The sequence below is a fragment of the Trichococcus pasteurii genome (genome assembly GCF_900112935.1).
GTDB lineage: Bacteria > Bacillota > Bacilli > Lactobacillales > Aerococcaceae > Trichococcus > Trichococcus pasteurii.
Genome location: NZ_FONM01000013.1, coordinates 1 through 20,867, shown reverse-complemented (window position 1 = coordinate 20,867; position 20,867 = coordinate 1). Strand labels below are relative to the sequence as shown.

Sequence of the window (20,867 nt, the reverse complement as noted above, 5' to 3'; positions counted from 1 at the left end):
ATAAACAATAAGACCGCACCAAAATGGATTTGTTATCCAGTTCAGTGCGGTCTTGTTTTTGTGGTAATTTGTTCTTCGAACATTGTGCAGTCAGTTCATGACTGACTAGTCCTGGATTTCATCCAATTTCTTCAGATGCTTTTCGGCAATCTTTTTCACTTTGTCGACGCGGTTCGTGTATTTTTCGATATCGCTGAGGTAATCGGTCGTCATCCAAGCCGTCACGATTTCAAGCGCTAATGCCGAACCGATGATTTTTCCGCCAAGGCAGAGTACATTCGTGTCGGAGTGGGAACGCGCCAGTTTCGCGCAGAAAGGATCTTGGCAGACCGCTGCATAGACGCCGTAGATTTTGTTGGCGATCATGGCACTGCCGTAACCGACGCCATCCACAAAGATACCGCGGTCGGCTTTTCCTTCCGCCACAGCCAGTGAGGCAGGGTAAACATAATCGGACAGGTCACAAGGTTCTTCGTTGTAAGGTCCGAAGTCGAGCACTTCATGGCCTTCCTTTTCGAGTAAAGCTTTGACTTCTTCTTTCAATGCGAAGCCGGCATGGTCGCTGGAAACGGCAATTTTCATTTAAATCCCTCCATTATCTGTCATTAATCAAAAGTATAAGCCAAATGGCGAGAGTAGTACAGACTGAGTTTACAGATCAAGGCTTCCCGCGGCCTTGAAAAAAGAATAATCTGCATTTAGAGCATTTTCCCATATGATTTTGATGTAGTTTTACAGATTGGTTTTGATTATAGTAAGCGTATACTTAAAAACAAGGCGGGGAACCACATGGAAATTACGGATATTAAATTTAACGGTATTGTTGAGCCTATCGGTTATCATTTTGAGCCCTTGATCGTCAGTTGGGCGGTCGACAACGGGTTAGGGAAAATGCAAAAAGAGGCAAGCCTCCAATTAGCTGGCGATCATAAATTCAAGGAGATTGTGCTGGAGAAAAACGGTGATCTGGACAGTTCAGGGGAAACGTTGACGCTTCAGTTGAAGCCCAGAACACGCTATTATGTGCAGATTCGTGTCACGGCTGAAGATGGTGAAGAAGCTAAATCGGCAAGCTTTTTTGAGACTGGGAAACTGGATGAAGCATGGGACGCGGAATGGATTGGGCCGAAGGTGCAGGAAGAAATCCATCCGATTTTGTTCAAGGATTTCGAACTGAGCCAGCAAGTGAAGGAAGCCCGCCTGTATATCAGTGGGGTTGGGCTTTATGAAGCAAGTTTGAACGGAAAGAAGATCGGAAATGATGTGCTGGCGCCGTTCGTCAACAACTACGATGCTTTCATCCAAATCCAAATCTATGATGTCACTGATCAATTGAAACAAAGCAATCAGTTGGCGATCATGTTGGGCAACGGCTGGTACAAAGGGAGATTCGGACTGAGCGGAGAGAATGCTTATTTTGGGGACAAATTTGCGGCAATTGCAGAATTGGTGGTGTGCTACGAAAACGGGACGGAAGAGCGGATCGTGACGGATCTCAGTTGGAAAGCGACGCTGAGCGATATCACGAACAGCGGCATCTACGATGGCGAAACGATCGACCGGACACTTGATAAATCGGGGCGCTGCGATGAGGTGGCGATCGTTGGCATTTCAAAAGAAAAATTGAGAGACCGCGTTAGCCCGGGATTGAGCATTCATGAAGTAGTTCCTTTGAAGGAGGTCATCACGACCCCGAATGGCGAGACGGTACTTGATTTTGGGCAGAACTTTGCCGGCTGGCTTGCGTTTGATGCCGATTTTCCGGCAGGGACCGAGGTGCACTTTGAGTTCGGGGAAATACTGCAGCAAGGCAATTTTTATAATGAGAATTACGGCACCGCCACAGCAGGCTTCCGTTACATTTCCAATGGAGAATCCGAAATGGTTCATCCGCATTTCACTTACTTTGGTTTCCGCTATGTGCGTGTGACGGGCTGGCCGGCAGACAAGGAAATAGCCGTACGCGGGTTGGCCATCTATTCCGATATGACGCGAACAGGCATCATCGAAACCGGCAATGCTAAAGTGAATCAACTGTATTCAAACTCGCTTTGGGGGCTCAAATCAAACTTCCTCGATATGCCGACCGATTGTCCGCAAAGGGCTGAGCGGCTGGGCTGGACCGGGGACGCGCAAGTATTTGCTCCGACAGCAAGCTATCATATGGACACGCGGGCTTTTTACCGCAAATATCTGATCGATATGCGCACGGAACAGGAAAAATTGTCGGGAAGCATCCCGAATTATATGCCGGCGATGGCTACGCAAGGTGGCGCAGCTGTCTGGGGAGATGCCGCGACGTTCATCCCTAAAGCCTTGTGGACTGCCTACGGGAACAAGGCAGAAGTCGGGCAGTATTACCCGCTGATGAAAGACTGGGTGGATTGGACCGGTTCTAAAATCGAGAAAGCGCATGGCTCGAAAACGGAGCTCAATGCCGGCGGATTCCAGTTCGGGGACTGGCTGGCCCTGGATGGCGCAACACCTTCTTCATTCAAGGGCAGCACTGACGATACGTTTATTGCTTCAGCTTATTATTATGAAAGTCTGTGCATCGTCGCGGAAGTCGCAGCTTTGATGGGGAATGAAGCTGACGCTGCCTATTACCGCGGACTCAGCGAACAAGTCCGCGAGCGGATTATATTTGAGTATGTGACCCCATCCGGACGCCTGTCCATCGACACCCAATCGGGATACATCATTGCTTTGAAGTTCAAACTATTCCGTGAGCGCGAAGTGGTCATCGAGCAGCTGAGAACCCGTCTGAAAAAAGATCTGTACAAAATTAAATCCGGCTTCGTCGGGACGCCGATTTTTTGCCAGGTGCTTTCGGAAAACGGTATGGTTGATCTGGCCTACGAATTCCTGCTCAATGAAGGTTTCCCGGGCTGGTTGTACGCAGTGAACCTTGGCGCGACGACAATTTGGGAGCGCTGGAACAGCGTCATGCCGGATGGCACCATGAATCCTGCCGGTATGAATTCTCTGAACCACTACAGTTACGGATCCGTCATCGAGTTTGTCTATAAATATGTGGCGGGCATCCAACCGTTGGAGCCCGGTTTCCGTACCGCTAGATTGGCGCCTAATCCAAACGCCAAACTGGGCCATGCCCGCGGAAGCTATCAGTCAGCGGCCGGCAAATTCGTCAGCGAATGGAAAATACTTGAAAACGGCGAACTGAGCTGCTGCTTCGAAGTTCCATTTGGCGCCCAAGCTGAGATCGTATTGCCTTACTCTGATCGGGAGCCGATCAAAGTGGCGTCAGGCAGATACGAGTATACCTACCGACCAACAAAAGACCTGAGCCTGCTGTATGATTCGGACACACGCCTTGCGGTCATCAAGAACGAAAACAAGGAGCTGTTCGAAGAAATCCTGGGCATTCACGAACGCATCAGAGGATTCATGGCGTTTGCCGATGAGGAACAGCTGAACCTGTCATTGCATCAGCTGTCAAAATTATTCTACACTGGCATAACTGCAGAGATGGTCGCCGAGGCCGACCGTTTATTTAAAAAATCAAATCGTATCTGACACAAAAAGCAAAGGCCCGAAGGCCTTTGCTTTTTGTGATGGAGTTGATAAAATGGGCATGAAGAGCAGAGGAGTGATAAATATGTCCACGGCACAAGAAATTTTGGGAATTTTGCTGAAAGAAACGCCGCTTGAAGCTGAAATGAAAACCATGACGGCCGAACAAATAACCGCCAAATTCCAAAATCAAGCGGCAACAGCCGGCTATCTGCTTGATTTTCATTTGTCTGATGAGGATTTTTTTGTGGATCATCAAATCTTCATGAACCGGCATGCCCGCTATTTTGCCATGCCCACCCATTCGCATGAATTCCTGGAGCTGAATTATCTTCTGCAAGGACAATGCACCCAGTGGATCGGCCAGGAAAAAATCCAGATGAAGCAAGGCAATCTGCTGATGATCGATCCGGGAACCGGCCATTCCATCGATAAGCTCGGTGAGCAGGACATTCTGATCAATATCTTGATCAAGTCGGACGCCATCAATACGAAAGTACTCCAAAGGATGGCGCAGAGGCATAGTCTGATCACTGATTTTCTGTTGACCGTGGGCAAAAAAAATAGCCGTCACCGGCCTTATCTGCATTTCAGCACCGCCGATAATCAACGGATCAGCACGTGCTTGTCCTATTTGCTTGCCGATTATTTTGTAGACGAAACGCCTAAATTCGAGAAAGTGGAACTTTGGTTGTTGGTCATCCTGGCCGAACTGGAGGATATCATGTCCAGCGAAGCCGGGGAACTCCCTTTCAACAAGAAAGTGATCGATGCCCTGGAGATCATCGACAGTGAATACGCCAGCATCACGTTGGAAGGTCTGGGGAAACAATTGAATTTCAACAAAAATTACCTCAGCAATCTTCTCAAACAAGAAACAGGCCTGACGTTCAAAGAGTGGGTCACGAAACGACGACTGCAAAAGGCCTACGATCTGCTGATCGGGACCGACAAACCGATCGAAAAAATCGTTGCAGAGCTTGGCATCACCAGCCCGAGTTATTTCTTCAAGATATTCAAGAATGAGTACGGAGAGACACCCAATCAGTTAAGGAAAAAAATGCACCGAAACAAAAAGCTGTGAGAAAAATCATAGCTTTTTTTCTTGTCTGAATTGGTCGGGCGATTGCTGCAGATTTTCTTTGAAAAAACGGTAGAAGTGCGACTCCGAAGTGAATCCGATGGCGCTGGAAATATCACTGATTGTCATATCCGTATGGGCCAACAGATCCATCGCATGCTTTATTTTCAGCTTTTTTGCATGCTTCATGATGCTGAGGCCAGTATTCTTCTTGACCACTCGATTCAGATGTTCATCATTATAATGGGTTATTTCCGATAATTCTGCACGCGTGATGTTCCCCATTCTTTTTTCGAGGGCATTCAAAACTTGAGCCACCAGGAAGTCCTCTTTACTTAATCCAAGGTCCATAAATTTCGTGAAAAAGATTGTGTTGTTCTGGAGAGCGTCGATGATGCGTAAAGACAGGCCTTTTTGGAAATAACCTGCGCCCAGTTTGGATGTGGATAATTCTAATTGAAGGGAATCCAGCAGGATGTTGAAAGTGCGGTTTTCTTCGTTTGTTTGAGTAAACTCAACGTAGCTTCGTTTCAAATCGTCGTCATCAGCGATATTGGCCCGCAGAAATTCAAATAACGGACCTAGTGTCGGGAGTTGCTTGTGCGAAAAGGTTTCATTAAAAATGGAAGTCAAATACTCCGGCGAAAAGTTTACGAACACAACGGAACAGGCCGGATCCAGGACTTCGTAGTGATTGATCTGACGGTTCATAAGGCACCCATCACCGGCGCGATAATAGACCGTTTTATCTTCTATGTAATTAGTAAGGGACCCATGAAGGACATACATCAATTCAAAGTGCGCATGTTTGTGCGGCACATTAATGCTGTCGCCAATCAGGTATCTGATTTCTCCTCCGTATGCTGCAGTATACAAAATTTGATTATCTTTAGCCGTTTTGAAATACATCGAAACGGGACTGTTCGTATCCAAAACGCTGGCTGGTTTTTCCGATAAATTGTTTTGTAAGTCTTTAAGTTTTTCGGGTAATGAATTTGCTTCAATCATAGTTTTTTTCCACACCTTCATATTCATTTTCGGATGTCGATTTTTCACATAGTTCAGTGGATGGGGGTCGATTTCTACCATTATATCATGTCCTCTTTTTAAGTAAAATGTAACTATCAAAGGGAATAAAGCGATACCAAGAAAAAGAGGGTTGTGTATGCGAAACGAAATGAAGTTGAATGATGATTGGCGGTTTCACCTGGGGGAAATCGGCTCTCCCGTGAAAACAGTTAAAAAAGCTGGGGCAATCGGTGGCCTGACCGCTCCGCTCAAAGGCGAAGATGGGGAACAGATCACGATCGGGCAAGGCGGGAAGCATTTTCTGAATCTCATCTCTCAAGGCGATTTAAAGAGAGGTTTGAGGATGCTGGCGGGAACCGATATGGATTCAGAGCTGACGGAAGAATGGGACAGGATTGCTATTCCTCACGATTGGTCAGTGGCTGTTCCCTATGTGGATGCGCCGGAATTATTGATGAGTGGTTCCAAGCCGGAAAATATCGGGTACTACCGAAAAACATTTTCCTTGGATGCCACACTGGAAGCAAATCAGATAGTGTTAAAGTTTGATGGTGTGATGAGGATGGCATCCGTTTGGCTCAACGGCATTTATTTGGGTGATAATATAAGCGGTTACACTCCTTTCGAATTCGATATCACCGAAATAGCCAAATTCGGCGATGAAGGGGTGAATGTGCTGCTGGTCCGGGCGGATACAACGACAGGGGCTGAAGGATGGTGGTATGAGGGAGCCGGGATCTACAAAGAAGTCCGTTTACAATTCCTTCCGAAAGTATACGTGGATGATGATTCTTTCTATATCTATACAAAGGAAATTGGTGAAAATGCCGTACTTGGCTGTGAAGCAACCTTTGTCAACTGCACAGACAAACCACAGACCGTCAGACCCACGTTGCATGTTGGCGATCAACAAGTGGCATTTGATGGAATCACAATTGAACCGTTGCATTCGGTCAGCATCAATAAGGATTTTTTGATTTACCAGCCTAGACTTTGGACGCCGGAAACGCCCCACTTATATGAAGCGACCATCCGGATATACGGGGAACAGCAAAATATTGATGAATTCAGCACTACATTCGGAATCCGGAAAATTTCCTACGACAAGAACGGGTTTTTCCTGAATGGCAGCAACTACCTATTAAAAGGCGTGTGCGAGCATCAAGATTTTGCGGGCGTAGGTGTTGCATTGAATAAAGATATCGTGGAGTTTAAACTGCTGAAATTAAAAGAGATGGGGGTGAATGCCTACAGAAGCGCGCATCACTTTGCCAGTAAAGACCTGTTGGACTGTTGCGACAGGCTGGGGATTATTGTGATGAATGAAAATCGAATTCTCGAAACCAGTCCTTGGAGGCTGCGCGATTTGGAAAAAATGGTGAAGCGAACGCGCAATCATGCCTCCCTCTGCTTTTGGTCCATAGCCAACGAAGAAGTGATCGGGAATACTAAATTGGGTCACAGGATGGCCAAAAGAGTGACTGCTTTGATGCAATCGCTAGATTATGAGCATCTGTTGGTTTCGGCTGAATTGCTTAATCCGGAAGGTATTGTGGATCAAGAATACATGTCAAATTTTGATGTGGTTGGCGTCAATTACCCGGAGGCCGGTGTCATGGGAGAAGGTCTGAAAAAAATAAAGGCAAATTACCCTGAGCAACCGCTTATGAGTACAGAGAACGCTTCTTACTTTTCTACTCGTGGCATCTATAAAGATAATGCAGAAAAATGTCAAACGAACAACTTTGGTTCCTTGTATTCAATGGTGTTGCCTGGAAAGCGCAAGCTAGGCGATCCTGGTGTTGGCGGGACGGCACGACCGGAAGAAGTCCTTGATTTCATTGAACAAAATCCCTATATGGGCGGTTCCTTCATTTGGACAGCTTTTGATTACGCAGGCGAACCAGCGCCATTCGGCTGGCCAGGGATCGGCTCTCAATTTGGTGTGTTGGATACTTGCGGCTTCGAAAAAGATTACTTCTACTACTATCAATCAAAATGGACAGAAACGCCGATGGTTCATGTCATGCCCCATTGGAATAAGGAAGGTCTGACCTTTAATGAGGACGGCAAAGTAGAAGTCAGGGTATTCAGCAATTGCGATGAAGTGGAACTGTTCGTGAACGATGACAGTCAAGGGAAACAATCAGTCGGTGAACATCACAATAGTTGGGTTGTTGATTTTATACCGGGTGAATTGAAGGTTATTGCATACAGCAAAGGAGAAGCAGTGGTTTCGGATGCAAGAGTGACAGCGAAAGAAGCGGTGGATTTTCTGACTGAGGTCATATATGACGGCGAAACAACGCAGTTGATCAAGGTGGAAGCGATAGATGGAGCGGGCAATGTTGTACCTATGGCCAATAATGCTCTGGACATAGCGATAAAAAATGGTTCGCTTCTGGGTACGGGGAACGGAAATCCGGCATATGCAGAAGAGGATAAGGAGAACGCGCTGCACTTGTTCTCAGGGAAGGCTTTGCTCATTGTCAAAAAAGAAGCTGCGGCAGTTCCCAAAATAAAGGTTGCTGTTGCTGAGGGGTGCGGAAAAGAAGGGCAGCTGAGCGCAGTAAGTGATTCGAAAGGTAATCCATAAAATTCAATAGATAGGGGAGATAATTTACGATGGAAGAGAAATTATTACAAACAACCATAGCACAACCTCAAGAGAAGGTAAGCAAACTATTCAGTTGGTCTTATGCGTCTGCATTGAATGGGGGACCCATGCTGGCGGGCGCTGTCATCAGTACCTATTTCGCAGTATTCATGACGGATACAATGCTGTTGCCGGCTGCAGCAGCCTCGCTGATTATGTTCATTTCCACGCTGTGGGATGCGATCAATGACCCGATAATGGGTGTGATTGCGGACCGAACAAATACCAAATGGGGAAGATACAGACCGTATTTTGTGCCTGCACCGATTTTGTTCACGTTCTTTGCAACGCTGTTATGGGTGAATCCCGACTTCAGTGCTACGGGTAAGTTCATCTATATCTTGATCATCTACATTGGATACGGGATGTCAGGCACGATGTATACGATGCCCCATATGGCGCTGTTGCCTGCGGTTGTAAAAGATAATGAACAAAGAAACAAAATTATTGCGCTGAGCGCTGGTATGATGGCTTTGATGTTCACTGTGGGATCAACCTTCACGACTACTATCACGGGCTTCTTTGAAAATATGGGGTTCAGCAACGGATTCATCCCGCTGATGCTCTTCTGTGGCATTCTTTCATTCTTCTCTTTCTGGACATTATTCAAGACTTCCAAAGAACGCTATCTGACCAAAATCGAGAACACTTCCATCAAACAAGATTTGAAGCGAGTATTGAAACACAAAGAACTGACGCCATTTTTGATTGTCTGGTTGATGGCTTCGGTGGGCTATGGCTTGATGTTCAGTTCGTCCGTATACTATGTGATGTACTATCTTGGGAGACCGGACCTGATTCCTTTATACATGGGAATCGTATCGATCGGTGCGCTGGTATCTATGATGGTGCTGATGCCGATTGTGCTTAAAATTTTTAAAACCGGCCAGCGTGCGCTTGTGTTCACTCAAGTTGGGGCGATCATCTGCTATACGTTATTGTTTTTCTTTGGAAAGAGCAATTTGACGTTCCTGTATGTGGTGACTTTCCTGGCTTCAAGCATCGCCTCCATGCAGAACGCATTAGTGAATGTCCTCGTGAATGATGCGATTGATTACATTCAGTTTAAGGAAGGTATTTCCGCAAACGGATTGATTGCGTCAATCAAAGGATTCGCTCAGAAAACTGGGAATACAATCACAAATTCGGGTATTTTAGCTCTATTGGCTGTTTCAGGTTATGTTGCAGGGGCCATTGGCAATCAACCGGAGAGCACGATGACAGCAATCAACTTCCTGAGGTTTGGTGCTCCAACAATAACTGCGGTTATTCTTTTGGTAGCATTACGGTTCAACCCGGTTGCGAAGCACTATGGAGATATCGAAGAAATGAAAAATCTGATGAAATCCAAAGCGCAAGAAGACTAGACAATTCCACATCCACGCCAAGCAGGTTGTATTTGCTCGGTGTGGATGTTTTTGCGATTACTGTTTTTTATCAAATGAATAGATAGCGGAAAATATAACATAAACATCCAAATGAGGACAAAAGCAATTGTTGTGTGTGAGGTTTTCTCACTCAAAAAGGACAGAAGAAGTTTGATTTTCTGAAAAAACTGCTCTAATATTCATTTATAACAAATTTCATGTTAGAAGTTTTCACAAAAAGTTATTCCAGTGTGGAACTTTTTCAATAAGGAGGAAAATATATGAAGGCAGTCATACTACAAAACTGGCGTCCGGATTCATCGAACTATAATTTCCAAAATCTTTTGAATGCGTGGGAAGGGATATCCGACATACCCGAAATAACCGGTTATCGGGTCGAAATCGTCCATGATTCTTCCTTCGAGTCCTATGACCAGGCCATCGGCGATGCCGAAATCGTTATCGGCTTTTTCATCACCGAAGAGAATTTCAATGAAGAATTGTTTATCAGACATCCCAATATTCGCTACTTGGCTACCTTATCGCATGGTTATGCCGAGATGGATAAAGCTTTGACGCAAAAATATGGTGTGACCGTGACGAATACCATCTATGGTGCGGAAGCGATCGCCGAATTCACGCTAGGACTTTTGTTTGATATCTGTAAGAATGTTCAAACGAACAGCGACATCGTTAAAAGTACAGATTGGACGGACCCGCAGCCCGGCACTTGGTTCATTCCCGCAACGAGGCAATTGGAAATCAGCGGCAAAACGATCGGCATCATCGGCTTGGGGAATATAGGTTTCCAGTTGGCCCGCAAGTCCGATGCTTTGGGGATGCATGTTCTTGGCTACAGCCGCACCTATAAGGAAGGTCTGGCTTATCAGTTCATTGATCAAGTCTCTCTGGAGCAGTTGCTGGAGGAGTCGGATATCATTTCGATCAACACGCCTTTGACGAGCGAAACCTATCATCTGATCAATCGTGCGGCTATCGACCAGATGAAGCATGGGGTGATCCTTTTGAACACGGCCCGCGGAGAGATCATCGACGAACTGGCGTTGACTGAAGCGTTAAAATCAGGCAAAATCTATGCGGCAGGCTTGGATGTCCTTTCGGAAGAACCGCCCACAAAAAATATCGAACTGTTTCAGTTGGATAGTGCCAGAATCACGCAGCATATCGCATGGGGTTCGCAGGAAACAAACTTGCGGGCCATCGAAATCGCCTTGGATAATCTGGTCAATTACCTTCAGGATCAACCGACGAGTGTGATCAGCTAATTCCAATGATGAATACCGAATGAAGGCCGAGCGCAAAAGCTCGGTTTTTTTGCTGAAGCGTCGGAATGCTTGTTCTTAAAGGATGGGGGATAAGGATATGCTAGTTGATTGGGCCGCTATGAGCAGCAACTATGCGAATTTTGCCGGGATACTTGCCGGGTTTGTGTTCAGCGGTATTTTCTTGCTTCTGGGAGATGAAAAAAGGGATGCTTCCGAAGTCATCAGCTTGGGGAAAACGATCTATTACGGATCTGCCCTTATCGCAACGATGTTTGTGATCAGAACGATCCCGGCTCAATATACTGATGAAGCTATCTTGTCCGCTTTGACCCGAAATCTGTATCTTGCGGTAGCCGTTACAGAGGTACTGTCGTTTATCCTAAGCAAACTTTTCAGGAGAAAACTGGATGCCCTGTTCGAACGTTACTTCATCATGATCATAACCGCTACGTTCCTGTTCATTCTGCTGCTCGTTGTCCTTTACTGATCTTGGTGCTGAGAAAGCCCACCACGTTGTGTCAACACCTCCCTTTTAGGTGTAGGATGATAAGCGCTTTTCTTTGCTTTTTAGAACGTTCGTTCGTATAATAGAGGTATCTCAAGCAATGGAAAGAAGTGTCGCAGATGAAGACGGTCCAAATCAAACTGAAGCCGACCAAGACACAGGATATGGAACTGAAAAGGCTCTCGTTAGAATACATTCGGCAGGCAAACGCATTGGTCAAACAGGCAATCAGTGAAGAAAAATTCCCGCGTGTCTCATCAAAGCACATTGAATCGGATATTCCTTCGGTCCTGAAAAATGAATTGATCCGGTATGCCAAAAGCAAGCACAAGCAGTTCGGAAAGTGCATTTTCAAGAAACCGATGCTCTCGTATAACAACCAGAATTTTTCGGTGGACGCAACCGCCATTCGTTTTCCGATTATGGCAGACGGAAAGGCGAAGAAAACGGCCATCAAAGCCGTCATTCCGGAAGAAATATTTGCGTTGCTGTCCGAATCCAAATTGGGAACTTTACGGATCACGAAGAAAGGCTTCCATTGGATGGCGCAAATCTGTGTTCCCGCCGAAGATAAAGAATTTGTCGGCGACGGGATTCTCGGCGTGGATCTGGGTATCCTTTGTCCAGCTGTAGGTGTAGTCGCTGCCGATGGTAAGACCCAGTTCTTCGGCAACGGCCGGCAAAACAAGCATCTCCGCAGGAAGTACAAATAACTCCGCCGTCAATTGGGTAAGCAGAAAAAAGTCAATGCCATCCGAGCCATCAACAACAAAGAATCCAGAATCATGCGGGACATCAACCACAAGCTTTCCAGACAGATAGTCACGTTCGCAGCGGAAAACAATTGCGGCACCATCCATCTGGAAAACCTTTCCGGCATCCGTCGGACCTCAAGGTTAAGAGGAAAAAACAAAGCGAGCCTGCACAACTGGACCTTTTTGAACTGGCAAGTTTCATCGAATACAAAGCGCGAGAACTTGGGATCAAAGTAATCTACATCAAACCCGAATATACCTCCCAGTCTTGCCCGTCATGTGGGGAGCGAAACAAGGTGAAGGACCGCAATTATCAATGCGGCTGCGGGTATCATGCCCACCGCGACAGGGTAGGCGCCCTGAACATCGCCAAAACAATCTAACCGATGTGGTCATAGCATCGGTGCCCGTGGGTCTATATGACCTGCCACGGGAGGGGTGATGGCACACCCTAAACTTGAGACCTGAACAAAACAGAAATGGCCTGCGTTCGGTAAGGTACTCTAGAATCCAACTGCTTTAGTGGTGGGAGTGTCAAAACACACAGCTCCATCTGAAGGATATTCCCGTAATCGTCGATCAGGTTATCATGGGGATGTTCACGGTAAATATGATGATCAATAACTTCAGCATCAATCATGAATACCGTATGATGCAGTTGCAAGACAAGAAATGAATGTTTTGTGTCCGTTTGATGATTTTTATTTTGATTTTTCGATTGTTTTGAGTAAAATATAGGAAAAGGATCGGGGTGAATGCATGAAATCAAGTCAAGGAATCGTATACAAGAGAAGGCAGCACATCTTAAAGGCCCTTCAAGAAAAGAAAGTTGTGTTGGTGGAAGATTTGGCGAAGGAACTGGATGTATCGGAAATCACCGTCAGACGGGATCTGCAGAGTTTCGATGACCAGCATCTGATCGAGCGTTTTTATGGAGGAGCCCGTCTATTGGAAGGATCTTTTCAAAAAGAAGAGTATCCGGCAGTCAGACCGCATCGATCGAAAAAACAGGAAATCGCGAAATTAGCTGCTACTTTGGTCAATGATCATGACATGATTTTCATAAATTCGGGATCTACCGCATTCCTCTTGCTCAACTATTTGTCGGACCGGAATGTCACCATCATAACCAACAACGGCCGGGCAATCTTTCGGAATCCGTCCTCGAAGGCGGAAATCGTACTGTCCGGCGGGGAAATATACGAAAAGAAAAAATCGCTGGTTGGGGATTTCGCCTTGTACACCTTCTCAAAAGTGACTGCCAATATTTGTTTTCTGGGTGTGGGCGGCATCAATGATAAAGGGATCACGACCTATGCCTTGCCGGAAACAGCTGTCAACAGGCTGATTCTGGAGCGGACAAACGGACCGCGCATCGTAGTGGCGGAAGGCAGCAAAGTGGGACGGGAACAAAATTTTTCCACCGCCAGTATCAGCCTCATCACGCATCTGGTCACTGACCGCTCTGCGGATAAAGAAGAAATAAAGAAAATCGAAGCCAAGGGCGTCAAGGTACTTTATGTTACCGACGTTGCCGACATTACCGGCGTTACCAATGAGAACCGAACGGAAAACTGAATAAGCATACAGATCAAAGCGGCAAAACGCAACGGGAACTCTCCGGTTGTGATTGCCGCTTTTTTTGTTGGAAACAAGCTACAGGCCTCCAGTTAAGCAATCATAAAAATGAAATATTGGCGTTCGAATCGTTCATAACCAATGAAACGATCATAAAAATAAGCTAAAGATTGTTTGTTTAGGACCTATTGCGGCTGAAAACGTTTTATTGTATGATTACCTCATCGAAAGAAATGTTCGTTTCATGAACGTTTTAAGATCGGTGTACAAATAATAAGAAAAAGTGATCATAACGATTACGCAGAAGGAGAATGACGAATGGCTAATGTTAATGATATTACAAAAGAATCATGGGTATTGAGCACATTTCCTGAATGGGGCACTTGGTTGAACGAAGAAATCGAGGACACAGTGGTTGCTGAAAATACATTCGCAATGTGGTGGCTGGGCTGTACAGGAATCTGGTTGAAATCACATGAGTCGACAAACATCCTTTGTGATTTGTGGTGCGGCACAGGCAAACAATCGCACGGCAGCGGAAAAATGAAGACCGGCCACCAGATGCAACGCATGAGCGGTGTTCAAAACATGCAGCCGAACTTGAGAACCCAGCCTTTCGTCATCGATCCATTCGCAGTCAAAAACGTGGACGCATTGGTCGTAACGCATATCCACTCCGATCACCTGGACATCAATACGGCAGCGGCTGTTCTGAAAAATTCGAGCGACGCAGTGAAATTCGTCGGCCCGCAAGCGGTCGTTGACACTTGGATCGGCTGGGGCATCCCTGAAGAGAAATGTGTCGTTGTGAAACCGGGTGACAGCGTCAAAATCAAGGACATCGAAATCGTTGCTTTGGAAGCATTCGATCGCACTGCCTTGGTTACGGCTTCAGATGGAGAAGTTCTAAGAGGAAAAATGCCGCAGGACATGGATTTGATCGCAGTGAACTACCTGTTCAAAACTTCAGGCGGGAACTTGTATCACGCAGGCGATTCCCACTACTGCAACTATTTCGCAAAACACGGAAACGATCACCAAGTGGATGTCTGCTTAGGAGCATTCGGCGAAAACCCGCGCGGGATCACAGACAAAGTCACTTCAGTGGACATGCTCAGAATGGCAGAATCGTTGAACGCGAAAGTGGTCATCCCGGTCCACTATGACATCTGGTCGAACTTCCAGGCGGACCCGAAAGAATTGGTCGAACTTTGGAAATTCAAAAAAGACCGTCTGCAATACGGATTCAAGCCATACATCTGGCAAGTCGGCGGCAAATTCGTCTATCCGAATGACAAAGACAAAATGGAGTTCAATTTCTACCGCGGATTTGACGATGTGTTCAGCGTCGAAAATGATTTGCCTTTCACTTCATTCCTATAAGAACAAGCACCTAAGAGGAGAGATCATATGTTAGATGAAGTCATCAAAAATCAAAGGTATTCTTTCCACGAGGGATTCGATAGTTGGCAAGACAGCATCCGTGCTGCTTGTCAGCCACTTATCGAAGAAGGCGCCATCGAGAGCGCTTATCCCGAGTACATTATCGAAAACGTCAACGAATTCGGACCTTACATCGTCATCGCGCCGGATATCTGCATCCCGCATGCGCAAGAAGGCAAGGGTGTAAATGAAACCGCTATCTGCTTCATGCGTACGAAAGTACCGGTGAACTTCGGTCCGGCAGCCGAGTACGAAGCGCGCATCTTCTTCGTCCTTGCATCGACGGACAATGAGAAACACTTGGCGAACCTGTCCTCACTGGTGACGCTGCTGTCCGACGAAAGTGTCGTGGATGCCTTTATTCAAGCCAACTCAGTCGCTGATTTAGAAAAAATTATGGAAATCGAGGGTGAATATCTTGGAACTACTAATTAGTGTATGGACATTCTTTCAAGTCAACATCTTGACGCAACCTGCTTTTTTCCTTGGTATTATCGTATTCGTCGGCTACTTGTTGTTGGGCAGACCCGTATATGACGCTCTTGCCGGTTTCATCAAAGCAACTGTCGGATATTTAGTCTTAAATGTAGCGGCTGGCGGTTTGGTCGGGAATTTCCGTCCGATCCTGGCAGGATTGAAAGAACGCTTCAACTTATCGGCAGTCGTAATCGATCCTTATTTTGGACAAACCGCTGCGCAACAAGCGATCGAAGGAGCCGGACGTTCCTTCAGCCTGATGGTTATCGTTTTACTTATCGCTTTCATGGTGAATATTGTTTTAGTCATTTTCCGTAAATATACTAAAGTCCGGACCGTGTTCATCACCGGCCACATCATGGTGCAACAGTCTTCCACTGCTTTATGGCTTGTCTTGTTCGCTTTTCCTGAACTGCAGGATGCAGGCGTCATCGTCATGCTGGGCCTTTTGTTGGGAACGTATTGGTCAGTATTCTCTAATCTGACAGTCGAAGCAACCCAAGATTTGACTGAAGGCGGCGGATTTGCAATCGGGCATCAGCAAATGTTCGGTGTCTGGTTGACCGATAAATTTGCAGGGAAATTCAGCAAAAACAGCAAAAAATTGGAAGATGTTACGCTTCCTGGCTTCCTTTCCATCTTCAAGGAAAGCGTCGTTTCAACAAGTATCCTAATGTTCCTGTTCTTCGGTATCATCATGAGTATCCTCGGAAAAGATTTGATGATGACCATCGATGCTACTTATACCGGCGAGCGCAACTACGTGTTCTATATCCTGGAAAAATCGTTGTACTTCGCAGTTTATCTGCAAATTCTGCAACTTGGTGTCCGCATGTTCGTATCTGAATTGACGGAATCCTTCCAAGGGATCTCCAACAAACTGTTGCCTGGTTCCATGCCGGCGATTGACTGTGCGGCAACTTATGGATTCGGCCCAGGAAATGCCGTCACATTCGGCTTCCTGTTCGGAGCTTTGGGACAATTCTTGGCGATCATCGGCTTGGTAGTATTCAAGAGCCCGGTTCTGGTCATCACCGGATTCGTTCCAGTATTCTTTGATAATGCAACGTTTGCTGTATATGCGAACCACAAAGGCGGTATGAAAGCCGCAATGATCATCCCATTCATTTCGGGTGTCATTCAAGTAATCGGTGGCGGCTTGGCTGCCTACCTCTTCCAGCTTTCCCAATTCGGCGGCTGGCACGGTAACTTCGACTGGGATACTTTATGGTTGGGTTACGGAGTCATCATGAAATACGGCGGATATGCCGGTGTCGCTGCACTTGTCATCGGGATGCTGTTGATACCACAACTGCAATACCGCAAAAACAAAAAACACTACTTCATGATCGCGGAAGATTATGAGCAATACAAAGAAGAAATCGAAGCTGAAAACAAAGCTGAATTTAGCGTTGAAGCAGCCTAACCGAAAAAGCAGGATATATAATAGGAGGAATTGATTATGAAAGTACTAGCAGCATGCGGAAGCGGAATGGGTTCAAGCCAAATCATCAAAATGAAAATTACGAATGTCTTCAAAAAATTAAATATTCCTTTGGAAATCCACCATTGTGCGGTTTCTGAAGCAAAAACTTTGGCACCGAGCTACGATGTGGTTGTTTGTTCGAACTCTCTTTTGGATGTATTCAAAAATGTGGACCAAAGCAAAACAAAAATCATTGGGTTGAAAAATCTCTTGTCCGAAAAAGAGATCGAAGAAAAAGTCCGCGAAATCGTCTTGGGCGAATAGGCGGTGCTCCCATGACATACACTGAATTGAAAAAAAGAGTGTTGGAAGCTAACCTGTCGCTGCCGGAATATGGGCTGGTGAAATTCACCTGGGGCAATGTTTCCGAAATAGATCGTGAAAAACAAATCATCGCAATCAAGCCATCCGGGGTCGAATATGCAGATATGACTGTTGAAGACATCGTTATCGTCGATATGGACGGAAATGTAGTGGAAGGCAGCCTGAAACCATCTTCGGATTTGGATACGCATCTTGAACTCTACAGAAACTTCAAGGATATCGGCGGAGTGGTCCATACGCATTCACCATGGGCAACCACTTTGGCGCAAGGAGGGGCAGAGATTCCGGCCTACGGGACGACGCAAGGGGATTACTTCTACGGAACAATCCCTTGCACCCGCCGGATGACGAGTGAAGAAATCGCGGGATCCTATGAATTGGAAACCGGCAAAGTGATCGTCGAAACGTTTGCAACCATCGATGAGAATCAGGTTCCGGGCGTGCTGGTACACAGTCATGGGCCCTTCGCTTGGGGGAAGGACGCTTTTGAGGCGGTCCACAATATGGTCGTCATGGAAGAAGTTGCCATGATGTCCTGGCGCAACCGCGTCATGAATCCGGGGATCGAAAGTATGCAACAGGAACTGTTGGACAAACATTTTCTTCGAAAACACGGTCCGGGAGCCTACTACGGACAGGTCAAGGAGGAGCAACATGACTTACACGTTAGGAATCTATGAAAAATCGATGCCGGGCAATCTGAGCTGGAAGGAAAAGCTGTCGGTTGCGAAAAATGCCGGCTATGATTTCTTGGAAATGAGTGTCGATGAAACAGACGAGAAACTGGCACGGATCGAATGGAGCAAGCAAGAGCGGAAAGAGCTTCTGGATGCCATGTACGAAGTCGGACTGCCGATCCGCTCCATGTGCCTTAGCGGCCATCGAAAATATCCGCTAGGTTCGCATGATCCGCTCATCCGGGAAAAAAGCTTGGAGATCATGGAGAAAGCCATCGATCTGGCGGATGATTTGGGAATCCGCATCATCCAATTGGCAGGCTACGATGTCTATTATGAAGACGGTGATCAGCAGACCAAGGAATACTTCATCGAAAATCTGCAGAAAGCCGTCGATATGGCAAGTAAAAAAGGGATACTGTTGGGGTTCGAGACGATGGAAACGCCGTTCATGAACACCGTGGAGAAGGCGATGGAATATGTGGACATCATCCAATCGCCGTACCTGCAAGTCTATCCGGACACAGGGAACTTGAAGAATGCTTCCTTGTCCTGCATGAACTCCGTCTATGAAGATATCCAAACGGGCAGGGGACATATGGTTGCAGCGCATCTGAAGGAAACAATCCCGGGTCATTTCCGTGAAATCCCCTTCGGTACGGGACATGTTTCTTTTGAGGAAACGATCAAAACGATGTGGAAAGAAGGCGTCCGCCGCTTCGTTGCCGAATTCTGGTATACCGGTCAAGAAAATTGGCTGGAAGACATCCAGTTCGCCCACACTTACTTAAGAGGAAAATTTCAACAAGTTGGCCATTAATTGAGTTTGGTTGAAGGTCAAAAGACCTTCAACCATTTTTTAGGAAGAGAGGATATATGGAAATATGCAAAATACATTTGATCAAATCGACGAGTTAGCAGTAAATACCGTACGGACACTTAGCATTGAGGCAGTACAGAAAGCAAATTCAGGGCACCCCGGATTACCGATGGGCGCAGCGCCAATGGCCTATGCTTTATGGACAAAGCATTTGAAAGTCAACCCAAAAAACAGCAAATGGGTAGACCGTGATCGTTTCGTATTATCGGCTGGACACGGATCCTCCTTGTTATACAGCTTATTGCATTTATCCGGCTTCGCTGTAAGCATGGATGACGTGAAAAACTTCCGTCAATTCGGCAGCAAAACACCTGGACACCCGGAAGTGCATGACACGGATGGCGTGGAAGCGACGACTGGTCCTTTAGGCCAAGGGATCGCTAATGCGGTCGGTTTCGCGATGGCGGAAGCGCACTTGGCGGCTACTTACAATAAAGAAAACTTCCCGGTTGTTGATCACTACACCTACTTCCTGAACGGCGACGGCGATTTGATGGAAGGTATCTCCCATGAAGCGGCTAGCTTGGCTGGCCACTTGAAATTGGGCAAATTGATTGGTTTGTATGACTCCAACGACATTTCCCTTGACGGCCCTACATCGAAATCCTTTACGGAAGACGTTGCTGCTCGTTTTGAAGCTTACGGCTGGCAACATATCTTGGTTAAGGACGGCAATGATCTGGAAGCCATCTCCAAAGCCATCGAAGAAGCGAAAGCTGAAACCGAAAAACCAACTTTGATCGAAATCAAAACCATCATCGGCTTTGGTGCTCCTGACGCTGGAACGCATAAAGTGCATGGCGCTCCCCTTGGAGCGGAAGGCGTTTCCTTCGCTAAAGCGGCTTACGGCTGTGCGGACGAAGCTTTCTGCGTACCGGCTGAAGTGACAACCCGTTTCGACGAAACAATGGTTGCAGAAGGCCAAAAAGCGGAAGCGGCATGGACAACGATGTTCAACGACTACAAAGCAGCTTATCCGGAATTGGCGCAACAATTCGAAGCTGCCATCGACGGTAAATTACCTGAAGGCTGGCAAAACAAACTGCCGACTTATGAAGTGGGCAGCGCAGCAAAAGCAAGCCGTGTGACCAGTGCTGAATCCATCCAAGCATTGGGTGAAGCTGTACCTTATTTCTGGGGCGGTTCTGCGGACTTATCTTCTTCAAACAACACAATGATCAAATCGGCAAGCGATTTTGAGCCGGGCAACTATGCCGGCCGCAATATCTGGTACGGTGTGCGCGAATTCGCGATGGCCGCTATCATGAACGGCATCGTTCTGCATGGCGGAACCAGAACGTATGTAGGAACATTCTTCGTCTTCACTGACTACTTGCGCCCAGCAATGCGTTTGGCTGCCATCTCGCACTTGCCTGGCACTTACGTGATGACGCATGACTCAATCGCGGTCGGCGAAGACGGCCCGACGCATGAGCCAGTGGAACACTTATCCAGCTACCGCGGCATGCCGAACTTGACAGTTCTGCGTCCTGCCGACGGTAACGAAGTCAGTGCTGCATGGGAAATCGCAGTGTCTTCAGCGGACAAACCAACGATGTTGGTGCTGACGCGCCAAAACTTGCCTGTTTTGGAAGGCACAAAAGAAATGGCCCGCGAAGGCGTGAAGAAGGGTGCTTACGTGCTTTCTCCGCAACAAGGCGAAACGCCTGCCGGCATCCTGATCGCAACCGGTTCGGAAGTGAACTTGGCTGTTGAAGCGCAGCAACAATTGCGTGAAGCCGGAGTGGACGTTTCTGTTGTCTCCATGCCGAGTTTCGATCTGTTCGAA

Annotated in this window: 19 protein-coding genes; 17 read left to right on the top strand and 2 right to left on the bottom strand. The window is 46.7% G+C overall.

The window, feature by feature from the left end; translation table 11 throughout:
* Window positions 1-105 precede the first annotated feature (105 nt).
* The gene (locus tag BM184_RS10750; RefSeq protein WP_086941985.1) at window positions 106-582 is read right to left on the bottom strand and encodes an RpiB/LacA/LacB family sugar-phosphate isomerase; all 477 of its coding nucleotides are present in this window, start codon (window positions 580-582) and stop codon (window positions 106-108) included.
* A gap of 207 nt (window positions 583-789) precedes the next feature.
* Between BM184_RS10750 and BM184_RS10745 the strand changes: the two genes are divergently transcribed.
* On the top strand, window positions 790-3,537 hold the full coding sequence (locus BM184_RS10745) for an alpha-L-rhamnosidase (RefSeq protein ID WP_086941986.1): 2,748 nt from the start codon (window positions 790-792) through the stop codon (window positions 3,535-3,537).
* Between the two features lie 82 nt (window positions 3,538-3,619).
* The gene (locus BM184_RS10740; protein ID WP_177208630.1) at window positions 3,620-4,618 is read left to right on the top strand and encodes an AraC family transcriptional regulator; all 999 of its coding nucleotides are present in this window, start codon (window positions 3,620-3,622) and stop codon (window positions 4,616-4,618) included.
* A 6-nt stretch (window positions 4,619-4,624) separates the two neighbouring features.
* Here BM184_RS10740 and BM184_RS10735 read toward each other — a convergent pair whose 3' ends face one another.
* Complete coding sequence (locus BM184_RS10735; protein WP_177208629.1) at window positions 4,625-5,623, bottom strand: AraC family transcriptional regulator; 999 nt, start codon at window positions 5,621-5,623, stop codon at window positions 4,625-4,627.
* Window positions 5,624-5,780: 157 nt separating this feature from the next.
* Here BM184_RS10735 and BM184_RS10730 point away from each other — a divergent pair, with 157 nt between their 5' ends.
* From BM184_RS10730 to tkt, 15 genes are all read left to right on the top strand, one after another.
* A complete protein-coding gene (locus BM184_RS10730) occupies window positions 5,781-8,240 on the top strand; it encodes a glycoside hydrolase family 2 TIM barrel-domain containing protein (RefSeq protein WP_086941989.1) in 2,460 nt (819 codons plus the stop codon).
* Window positions 8,241-8,269: 29 nt separating this feature from the next.
* Window positions 8,270-9,667: an MFS transporter gene (locus BM184_RS10725; protein WP_086941990.1), complete on the top strand. Its 1,398-nt coding sequence runs from the start codon at window positions 8,270-8,272 to the stop codon at window positions 9,665-9,667.
* 281 nt (window positions 9,668-9,948) lie between these two features.
* Window positions 9,949-10,953: a 2-hydroxyacid dehydrogenase gene (locus BM184_RS10720; RefSeq protein ID WP_086941991.1), complete on the top strand. Its 1,005-nt coding sequence runs from the start codon at window positions 9,949-9,951 to the stop codon at window positions 10,951-10,953.
* A 97-nt stretch (window positions 10,954-11,050) separates the two neighbouring features.
* Window positions 11,051-11,440, top strand: a complete 390-nt coding sequence (locus tag BM184_RS10715) for a hypothetical protein (protein ID WP_086941992.1) — start codon at window positions 11,051-11,053, stop codon at window positions 11,438-11,440.
* Between the two features lie 137 nt (window positions 11,441-11,577).
* On the top strand, window positions 11,578-12,171 hold the full coding sequence (locus tag BM184_RS15570; RefSeq protein WP_245830569.1) for a hypothetical protein: 594 nt from the start codon (window positions 11,578-11,580) through the stop codon (window positions 12,169-12,171).
* Window positions 12,172-12,183: 12 nt separating this feature from the next.
* The gene (locus BM184_RS15565) at window positions 12,184-12,450 is read left to right on the top strand and encodes an IS200/IS605 family accessory protein TnpB-related protein (protein WP_256213125.1); all 267 of its coding nucleotides are present in this window, start codon (window positions 12,184-12,186) and stop codon (window positions 12,448-12,450) included.
* On the top strand, window positions 12,387-12,596 hold the full coding sequence (locus tag BM184_RS15560; protein WP_256213129.1) for a transposase: 210 nt from the start codon (window positions 12,387-12,389) through the stop codon (window positions 12,594-12,596). Before BM184_RS15565 ends, BM184_RS15560 begins: the two co-directional genes overlap by 64 nt.
* Before the next feature lie 376 nt (window positions 12,597-12,972).
* Window positions 12,973-13,791, top strand: a complete 819-nt coding sequence (locus BM184_RS10705; RefSeq protein WP_086941993.1) for a DeoR/GlpR family DNA-binding transcription regulator — start codon at window positions 12,973-12,975, stop codon at window positions 13,789-13,791.
* Window positions 13,792-14,109: 318 nt separating this feature from the next.
* The gene (gene ulaG, locus BM184_RS10700; protein WP_086941994.1) at window positions 14,110-15,174 is read left to right on the top strand and encodes an L-ascorbate 6-phosphate lactonase; all 1,065 of its coding nucleotides are present in this window, start codon (window positions 14,110-14,112) and stop codon (window positions 15,172-15,174) included.
* 27 nt (window positions 15,175-15,201) lie between these two features.
* The gene (locus BM184_RS10695; protein ID WP_086628865.1) at window positions 15,202-15,669 is read left to right on the top strand and encodes a PTS sugar transporter subunit IIA; all 468 of its coding nucleotides are present in this window, start codon (window positions 15,202-15,204) and stop codon (window positions 15,667-15,669) included.
* A complete protein-coding gene (locus BM184_RS10690) occupies window positions 15,650-17,137 on the top strand; it encodes a PTS ascorbate transporter subunit IIC (RefSeq protein WP_218151030.1) in 1,488 nt (495 codons plus the stop codon). The genes BM184_RS10695 and BM184_RS10690 overlap by 20 nt, the downstream gene beginning before the upstream one ends.
* Before the next feature lie 36 nt (window positions 17,138-17,173).
* Window positions 17,174-17,461, top strand: coding sequence for a PTS sugar transporter subunit IIB (locus tag BM184_RS10685; RefSeq protein ID WP_205076491.1), 288 nt, complete (start codon window positions 17,174-17,176; stop codon window positions 17,459-17,461).
* An 11-nt stretch (window positions 17,462-17,472) separates the two neighbouring features.
* Window positions 17,473-18,201 (top strand): L-ribulose-5-phosphate 4-epimerase, encoded by a 729-nt coding sequence (locus BM184_RS10680; protein WP_086941995.1) that lies wholly within the window; start codon window positions 17,473-17,475, stop codon window positions 18,199-18,201.
* Window positions 18,176-19,018 carry an L-ribulose-5-phosphate 3-epimerase gene (locus tag BM184_RS10675; RefSeq protein WP_086941996.1) on the top strand — a complete coding sequence of 281 codons (843 nt, stop codon included), beginning with the start codon at window positions 18,176-18,178 and terminating at the stop codon, window positions 19,016-19,018. Before BM184_RS10680 ends, BM184_RS10675 begins: the two co-directional genes overlap by 26 nt.
* 64 nt (window positions 19,019-19,082) lie before the next feature.
* Window positions 19,083-20,867 (top strand): transketolase (gene tkt, locus BM184_RS10670; protein WP_093365096.1); only part of this gene is annotated, 1,785 nt, incomplete at its 3' end.

What these genes read in the sequence shown, in the direction of transcription:
- BM184_RS10735 (WP_177208629.1), bottom strand. Translation starts at nt 5,623, where the DNA reads ATGATTGAAGCAAATTCATTACCCGAAAAACTTAAAGACTTACAAAAC.
- BM184_RS10725 (WP_086941990.1), top strand. Translation starts at nt 8,270, where the DNA reads ATGGAAGAGAAATTATTACAAACAACCATAGCACAACCTCAAGAGAAG.
- BM184_RS10680 (WP_086941995.1), top strand. Translation starts at nt 17,473, where the DNA reads ATGACATACACTGAATTGAAAAAAAGAGTGTTGGAAGCTAACCTGTCG.
- BM184_RS10740 (WP_177208630.1), top strand. Translation starts at nt 3,620, where the DNA reads ATGTCCACGGCACAAGAAATTTTGGGAATTTTGCTGAAAGAAACGCCG.
- BM184_RS15570 (WP_245830569.1), top strand. Translation starts at nt 11,578, where the DNA reads ATGAAGACGGTCCAAATCAAACTGAAGCCGACCAAGACACAGGATATG.
- BM184_RS10730 (WP_086941989.1), top strand. Translation starts at nt 5,781, where the DNA reads ATGCGAAACGAAATGAAGTTGAATGATGATTGGCGGTTTCACCTGGGG.
- BM184_RS10705 (WP_086941993.1), top strand. Translation starts at nt 12,973, where the DNA reads ATGAAATCAAGTCAAGGAATCGTATACAAGAGAAGGCAGCACATCTTA.
- BM184_RS10745 (WP_086941986.1), top strand. Translation starts at nt 790, where the DNA reads ATGGAAATTACGGATATTAAATTTAACGGTATTGTTGAGCCTATCGGT.
- ulaG (WP_086941994.1), top strand. Translation starts at nt 14,110, where the DNA reads ATGGCTAATGTTAATGATATTACAAAAGAATCATGGGTATTGAGCACA.
- BM184_RS10715 (WP_086941992.1), top strand. Translation starts at nt 11,051, where the DNA reads ATGCTAGTTGATTGGGCCGCTATGAGCAGCAACTATGCGAATTTTGCC.
- BM184_RS10675 (WP_086941996.1), top strand. Translation starts at nt 18,176, where the DNA reads ATGACTTACACGTTAGGAATCTATGAAAAATCGATGCCGGGCAATCTG.
- BM184_RS10695 (WP_086628865.1), top strand. Translation starts at nt 15,202, where the DNA reads ATGTTAGATGAAGTCATCAAAAATCAAAGGTATTCTTTCCACGAGGGA.
- BM184_RS10685 (WP_205076491.1), top strand. Translation starts at nt 17,174, where the DNA reads ATGAAAGTACTAGCAGCATGCGGAAGCGGAATGGGTTCAAGCCAAATC.
- BM184_RS10750 (WP_086941985.1), bottom strand. Translation starts at nt 582, where the DNA reads ATGAAAATTGCCGTTTCCAGCGACCATGCCGGCTTCGCATTGAAAGAA.
- BM184_RS10720 (WP_086941991.1), top strand. Translation starts at nt 9,949, where the DNA reads ATGAAGGCAGTCATACTACAAAACTGGCGTCCGGATTCATCGAACTAT.